This is a genomic window from Curtobacterium sp. HSID17257, assembly GCF_003989515.1.
In the GTDB taxonomy this organism is placed as follows: domain Bacteria; phylum Actinomycetota; class Actinomycetes; order Actinomycetales; family Microbacteriaceae; genus Curtobacterium.
On sequence record NZ_RBLU01000154.1, the window covers coordinates 1 to 6053 of the forward strand.

General features: G+C 71.0%; 9 protein-coding genes. 8 read left to right on the top strand and 1 reads right to left on the bottom strand.

Annotation, left to right across the window (positions count from 1 at the left end; genetic code table 11):
* Positions 1–88 precede the first annotated feature (88 nt).
* Positions 89–376 (bottom strand): DUF4031 domain-containing protein, encoded by a 288-nt coding sequence (locus tag D8M35_RS15085; protein WP_126892572.1) that lies wholly within the window; start codon positions 374–376, stop codon positions 89–91.
* A 178-nt stretch (positions 377–554) separates the two neighbouring features.
* Here D8M35_RS15085 and rplU point away from each other — a divergent pair, with 178 nt between their 5' ends.
* From rplU to D8M35_RS17140, 8 genes are all read left to right on the top strand, one after another.
* Positions 555–863, top strand: coding sequence for a 50S ribosomal protein L21 (rplU, locus tag D8M35_RS15090; protein WP_066653169.1), 309 nt, complete (start codon positions 555–557; stop codon positions 861–863).
* A gap of 14 nt (positions 864–877) precedes the next feature.
* Complete coding sequence (gene rpmA / locus D8M35_RS15095) at positions 878–1129, top strand: 50S ribosomal protein L27 (RefSeq protein ID WP_022905368.1); 252 nt, start codon at positions 878–880, stop codon at positions 1127–1129.
* A gap of 126 nt (positions 1130–1255) precedes the next feature.
* A complete protein-coding gene (gene obgE, locus D8M35_RS15100; RefSeq protein WP_126892573.1) occupies positions 1256–2773 on the top strand; it encodes a GTPase ObgE in 1518 nt (505 codons plus the stop codon).
* Positions 2774–2780: 7 nt separating this feature from the next.
* Positions 2781–3599, top strand: a complete 819-nt coding sequence (gene proB / locus D8M35_RS15105) for a glutamate 5-kinase (protein WP_126892574.1) — start codon at positions 2781–2783, stop codon at positions 3597–3599.
* A gap of 117 nt (positions 3600–3716) precedes the next feature.
* A complete protein-coding gene (locus D8M35_RS15110; RefSeq protein WP_126892575.1) occupies positions 3717–4982 on the top strand; it encodes a glutamate-5-semialdehyde dehydrogenase in 1266 nt (421 codons plus the stop codon).
* 44 nt (positions 4983–5026) lie between these two features.
* Positions 5027–5227 carry a hypothetical protein gene (locus D8M35_RS15115; RefSeq protein WP_058728434.1) on the top strand — a complete coding sequence of 67 codons (201 nt, stop codon included), beginning with the start codon at positions 5027–5029 and terminating at the stop codon, positions 5225–5227.
* A gap of 11 nt (positions 5228–5238) precedes the next feature.
* Positions 5239–5838, top strand: a complete 600-nt coding sequence (gene nadD, locus D8M35_RS15120) for a nicotinate-nucleotide adenylyltransferase (RefSeq protein ID WP_126892576.1) — start codon at positions 5239–5241, stop codon at positions 5836–5838.
* The coding region (locus tag D8M35_RS17140) for a hypothetical protein (RefSeq protein ID WP_238638260.1) at positions 5835–6053 on the top strand (219 nt) is incomplete at its 3' end. The genes nadD and D8M35_RS17140, both read left to right, overlap by 4 nt.

Below are 6053 nucleotides of genomic sequence, written 5' to 3' on the forward strand. Positions count from 1 at the left end.
TTCGATGACAGAGCGACCGCCGAGCACTACCAATAGTGGCACCCTCGTTCCCTACCCGACGCTCTTCCGATCTGCTCCACGCGCACGGTCAGTGCGCGCGCCGGTCGTGCCCGCGCTTGTCGCGTTGCGGCACGCGCAGGCCGCTCGCGATGAGCCGGAGCACCAGCTCGCGCCCGGTGACCGCCGTCGCACCCGCAGCGACGAGTTCGTCGTAGCGCGACCGCGGCACGTCGTAGTGGTCGTGGTCGAACGCGCGGCGGGGGATCCCGGCGCGTTCGGCGAAGGCGTGGAGCTCGTCGTAGGATGCATCACTGACGAGGTGCGACCAGACGGTGTCGTGGGCGGGCCACGTCGGCGGGTCGATCAACACGGTCACGCGAGTCATCGTACGTGTGTCGCCGTTTGACCGGACCCGGGGGGATCGAGTATTCTCGATCCCTGGTGTCAGCGGGCCGTTCTGCCTGCGTCGCCGATCGGGCCCGGCCTCCGGGAGCCGCTCGTGCAGAAGTGGGCACCCGAGACTTCCCTCAAGCAGAGTACGTAAGGAATTCCACGTGGTTTACGCAGTAGTGCGCGCCGGCGGCCGTCAGGAGAAGGTCGAGGTCGGCACGATCCTCACGATCGACCGTGCCAAGGCCGACGACAAGGGCAACATCGACCTCGCCCCGGTGCTCCTCGTGGACGGTGACAAGATCACGTCGGCGGCTTCCGAGCTCGCCAACGTGACCGTCACCGCCCAGGTGCTCGAGGACCTCCGCGGCCCGAAGGTCGTCATCCAGAAGTTCAAGAACAAGACCGGGTACAAGAAGCGCCAGGGCTTCCGCGCTGAGCTCACCCGCGTCAAGATCACCTCGATCGCGTAAGGCGGGAGTAGAAGATGGCACACAAGAAGGGTGCGAGCTCCACTCGCAACGGTCGTGACTCGAACGCACAGCGCCTCGGCGTGAAGCGCTTCGGTGGCGAGGTCGTCAACGCCGGCGAGATCATCCTCCGCCAGCGTGGCACCCACTTCCACCCGGGCGCCAACGTCGGCCGTGGTGGCGACGACACGCTGTTCGCCCTCTCGGCCGGTTCGGTCGAGTTCGGCACCAAGGGCGGCCGCAAGGTCGTCAACATCGTCAACGCGTAACACCAGCGACGACAGACTCTGCGGGAGGGGCGGGCCACGTGCCCGCCCCTCCCGTTCTTTCGTGCACGACCAGCCGGCACCGCTGCGACACGTCGCGGTCCTGCTGCAACACCTAGGAGTGGACCCATGGCGACCTTCGTCGACCGCGTGACCCTGCACCTCACCGCGGGGAACGGCGGCAACGGCTGCGTGTCGGTCCGCCGTGAGAAGTTCAAGCCCCTCGCCGGCCCCGACGGCGGCAACGGCGGTGACGGCGGCGACATCGTGCTCGTCGCCGACCCGCAGGTGACGACCCTGCTCGGCTACCACCGGTCGCCCCACCGCTCGTCGAAGAACGGCCAGCCGGGCATGGGCGACATGCGCAGCGGTGTGAGCGGCGAGACACTCGAGCTGCCCGTGCCGATCGGCACCGTCGTGCACGACGAGGACGGAGAGGTCCTGGCCGACATGACCGAGCCCGGCATGCGTGTCGTCGTGGCGCCCGGTGGTCAGGGCGGTCTCGGCAACGCGGCCCTCGCGACCACGAAGCGCAAGGCTCCCGGGTTCGCGCTGCTCGGCACCCCGGGGTGGACCGGTGACGTCAGCCTCGAGCTGAAGACGATCGCCGACGTCGCCCTGGTCGGGTTCCCGAGCGCCGGCAAGTCCTCGCTGATCGCCGCGATCTCCGCAGCGAAGCCGAAGATCGCCGACTACCCGTTCACGACCCTGACGCCGAACCTCGGTGTCGTCGAGTCGGGCGAGGTCCGCTTCACCGTCGCCGACGTCCCGGGCCTGATCGAGGGCGCGTCGGAGGGCAAGGGCCTCGGCCTCGAGTTCCTCCGCCACGTCGAGCGCTGCGAGGCGCTCCTGCACGTCATCGACTGCGCGACGCTCGACCCCGGCCGCGACCCGATCAGCGACCTCGACGTCATCCTGGGCGAGCTCGAGCGCTACCCGGTACCGGAGGGGCAGACCCCGCTGCTCGAGCGTCCGCAGCTCGTCGCGCTCAACAAGGTCGACGTGCCCGAGGCAGCCGAGCTCGCCGACTTCGTCACCGCCGAGCTCGAGGAGCGCGGCTACCGCGTGTTCCCGATCTCGACCGCGTCCCGCAAGGGCCTGCGCGAGCTGACGTTCGCCCTGGCCGAGGTGGTCGAACAGGCCCGCGCCGCCCGTCCCGCCGTCCCCGAGCAGGAGCGCATCGTCCTCCGTCCGAAGGCGGTCAACGAGAAGCCCTTCACCGTGCGCGCCGAGGGCGGCGAGGAGCACCGCTTCTACCGCGTGCGGGGCGAGAAGCCGGAGCGCTGGGTCACGCAGACCGACTTCACCAACGAAGAGGCCATCGGCTACCTGGCCGACCGGCTCGCGAAGCTCGGCGTGGAGGACGGCCTGTTCAAGGCCGGAGCCGTCGCCGGGTCCACCGTCGTCATCGGCGGCGACGGCGGCATGGTCTTCGACTGGGAGCCCACCCTGACCTCGACCGCCGAGCTCATCACGAGCGCCCGCGGCACCGATGCTCGCGTTGGCGGCTCGTCGCGCCCGACGCGCAACGAGCGCCGCGAGGAGTACTTCGAGCGCATGGACGCCAAGGCCGCAGCGCGCGCCGAGCTCGAGCAGGAGCGCGTGTCCGGGCTGTGGGCCGATGACGACAGCGACGAGCAGGACTGATCGAGGCATGACCGACACGCGCGGGCGCACCGACCTCGGCCCCGTCAGCCGGCGGCAGGACGTCCCGCGTGCGCGTCGGCTCGTCGTGAAGGTCGGTTCGTCGTCGGTCAGCGGCGACAACACCGGGCAGATCGCCGCGCTCGTGGACGCCCTGGCCGCTGCCCACGCGCGGGGCACCGAGGTCGTCCTCGTGTCCTCCGGTGCCATCGCGACGGGTTTCCCGTTCCTCGGGCTCGCGGGGCGTCCGGACGACCTGGCGACCCAACAGGCAGCTGCGGCGACCGGGCAGAACGTGCTCATGTTCCGGTACCAGAAGGAGCTCGACCGCCACGGCATCGTCGCGGCGCAGGTCCTGCTCACCGCAGGCGACATGCAGAACCCGACGCACCGGGTCAACGCGCAGCGGGCGGTCGACCGGTTGCTCGCGCTGCGGGTGCTCCCCATCGTCAACGAGAACGACACGGTCGCCACCCACGAGATCCGGTTCGGCGACAACGACCGACTCGCGGCGCTCGTCGCGCGGCTCCTCGGCGCCGACGCGCTCGTGCTGCTGTCCGACGTCGAGTCGCTCTACACCCGGCCGCCGGAGCACCCGGACGCCGAACCCATCGACGAGGTCCCGTTCGGTGACGAGCTCGCCGGTGTCACCTTCGGTTCGGCCGGCTCGGCCGGCGTCGGCACCGGGGGCGCGGGGACGAAGGTCGCCGCGGCGCGGCTCGCGGCCGAGGCGGGGACGTCGGTGCTCGTCACCGGTACCGCGCTCGTGGACCGGGCTCTGGCAGGGGAGCACGTGGGCACCTGGTTCCGGGCGGCGCCGCGGGGCTGATCGCGGGATCGTCGGCCGGGAGGCACGGTGCCGGCCCGGCAGTCCGGCCTCCCGGGCGTCTCCACCGGTGTGACGCGGCCAGCGTCACGGGCCCCGCAGCCGACCTAGTATCGGACCATGTCGCCGACCGCCACCGCCCTCACCCTCACCGACAAGCTGGTCGCGTCGCGTGCTGCCTCGACGGCGCTCGCCACGGCCACCACGGCGGTCAAGGACCAGGCACTGCGCGCCGTCGCGGCCGACCTGCGCGCGGGGACGGACGCGATCGTCGCAGCGAACCACGGGGACCTCGTCGCGGGCGAGGACGGCGGCCTGTCCTCGGGGCTCCTCGACCGCCTGCGACTGGATGCCGCGCGGATCGACGCCCTCGCGGCGGCGGTCGAGCACGTGGTCGGACTCCCGGACCCGGTCGGTGACCTCGTGCGGGGGTCGCGCCTGCCGAACGGGCTGCAGCTCTCCCAGGTCCGCGTGCCGTTCGGGGTCGTCGGTGCGATCTACGAGGCACGCCCGAACGTCACCGTCGACATCGCCGCGCTCGCGCTGAAGAGCGGGAACGCCGTCGTGCTCCGGGGCGGGTCGGCGGCGCAGCGCACGAACGCCGAACTCGTCGAGCGCATCCGCGGTGCGGTGGCCTCGGTGGGGCTGCCCGCGGACCTCGTGCAGACCATCGACGAGTTCGGTCGCCAGGGTGCGACCGAGCTGATGCGCGCGCGCGGACTCGTCGACGTCCTGGTGCCGCGGGGGAGCGCCTCGCTGATCCAGACCGTCGTGACCGAGTCGCAGGTGCCCGTGATCGAGACGGGCGCCGGAGTGGTGCACGTGTACCTCGACGCGACGGCGCCGCTCGAGCGCGCGGTCGACATCGTGCTGAACAGCAAGGTGCAGCGGCCGAGCGTGTGCAACGCCCTCGAGACGCTCCTCGTGCACGAAGGGGCGGCCGAGCGGCTGCTGCCGGTGCTGGCGGACCGTCTCCGTGCCGCCGGGGTCACCCTGCGCGGTGACGACGCCACCCGGACGATCGTCCCCGGCGTGCTCCGCGCGACCGAGGCGGACTGGGCGACGGAGTCGATGGACCTCGACCTGTCCATCCGCGTGGTGCCGGACGTCGATGCCGCGATGGCGCACATCGCGCGGTGGTCGACACACCACACCGAGTCCATCGTGACGGACGACGTCGACACCGCCGAGCGCTTCCTGGCCGAGGTCGACTCGGCGGTCGTCATGGCGAACGCCTCGACCCGGTTCACCGACGGCGGCGAGTTCGGCTTCGGGGCCGAGGTCGGCATCTCGACGCAGAAGCTGCACGCCCGTGGGCCGATGGGGCTCCCCGAACTGACCAGTACCAAGTGGATCGTGCGCGGGCACGGACAGATCCGCGGCTAGACTGGGCGGCGACTTCCCACCCGATCGAACGGAGCACCGGACCGATGACCTTCCTCGCTGAAGCCGCTGAGCACGCCTCCGGGGTGCCCGCGTTCGTCTTCCCGATGTGCGGCGCGCTGTTCTTCACCTTCCTCGGGTTCGTGACCTGGAGCTTCCGCGACGTCGCGTACCGTCACTCGCACAAGTTCGAGGCCACCCGCCACCACGAGACGGGTGTCGACGAGTTCGGTCACACCAAGCTCTGACACGCCGCTCGATGCTGGAGAGCACGGGGCGCCCGCGCATCGGCGTGATGGGCGGCACGTTCGACCCGATCCACCACGGGCACCTCGTGGCGGCATCGGAGGTCGCCCGTGCGTTCGACCTGGACGAGGTGGTCTTCGTCCCGACCGGTCAGCCGTACATGAAGTCGGACGTCACCGACGCTGAGCACCGGTACCTGATGACGGTCATCGCGACCGCGTCGAACCCGATGTTCACGGTCAGCCGGGTCGACATCGACCGTCCGGGGCCGACGTACACGGTCGACACGCTCCGCGACCTCCACGACCAACGACCGGATGCGCAGCTCGTCTTCATCTCGGGCGCGGACGCCGTCCAGCAGATCCTCGACTGGAAGGATCATGATGGCCTCTGGGACCTCGCGCACTTCGTCGCGGTCACCCGTCCGGGCCACGACCTGAGCATCACCGGACTGCCCGAACGCGACGTGAGCTTGCTCGAAGTCCCAGCACTGGCGATATCCTCGACAGATTGCCGCGACCGGGTCAGGCGCGGCCACCCCGTGTGGTACTTGGTCCCAGACGGGGTCGTCCAGTACATCTCCAAGCACCACCTGTATCGGAGCGTTGCATGAGTTCGTCCGACGCGCAGCCGCCTCTCTCGCGGCGTGAGGCGCGCGAGCGGGAGCGTGCCGCATCAGCGGGCGGGCAGCCCGTCACCCCGCCACCGACCGTCGCGGCACCGTCCGACCAGCCCGAGTCACGTCGGCGGCCGGGATCGCACGTCGCGCCCGCACCGAGCGGCCCGGCGCGGTCGGCCGTCCGTCCCACCTCGGGCAGCACCGACCCG

Bases quoted from the DNA above. Each gene is read 5' to 3' on its own strand.
- rpmA (WP_022905368.1), top strand. From the start codon at position 878: ATGGCACACAAGAAGGGTGCGAGCTCCACTCGCAACGGTCGTGACTCG.
- obgE (WP_126892573.1), top strand. From the start codon at position 1,256: ATGGCGACCTTCGTCGACCGCGTGACCCTGCACCTCACCGCGGGGAAC.
- proB (WP_126892574.1), top strand. From the start codon at position 2,781: ATGACCGACACGCGCGGGCGCACCGACCTCGGCCCCGTCAGCCGGCGG.
- D8M35_RS15110 (WP_126892575.1), top strand. From the start codon at position 3,717: ATGTCGCCGACCGCCACCGCCCTCACCCTCACCGACAAGCTGGTCGCG.
- D8M35_RS15115 (WP_058728434.1), top strand. From the start codon at position 5,027: ATGACCTTCCTCGCTGAAGCCGCTGAGCACGCCTCCGGGGTGCCCGCG.
- nadD (WP_126892576.1), top strand. From the start codon at position 5,239: ATGCTGGAGAGCACGGGGCGCCCGCGCATCGGCGTGATGGGCGGCACG.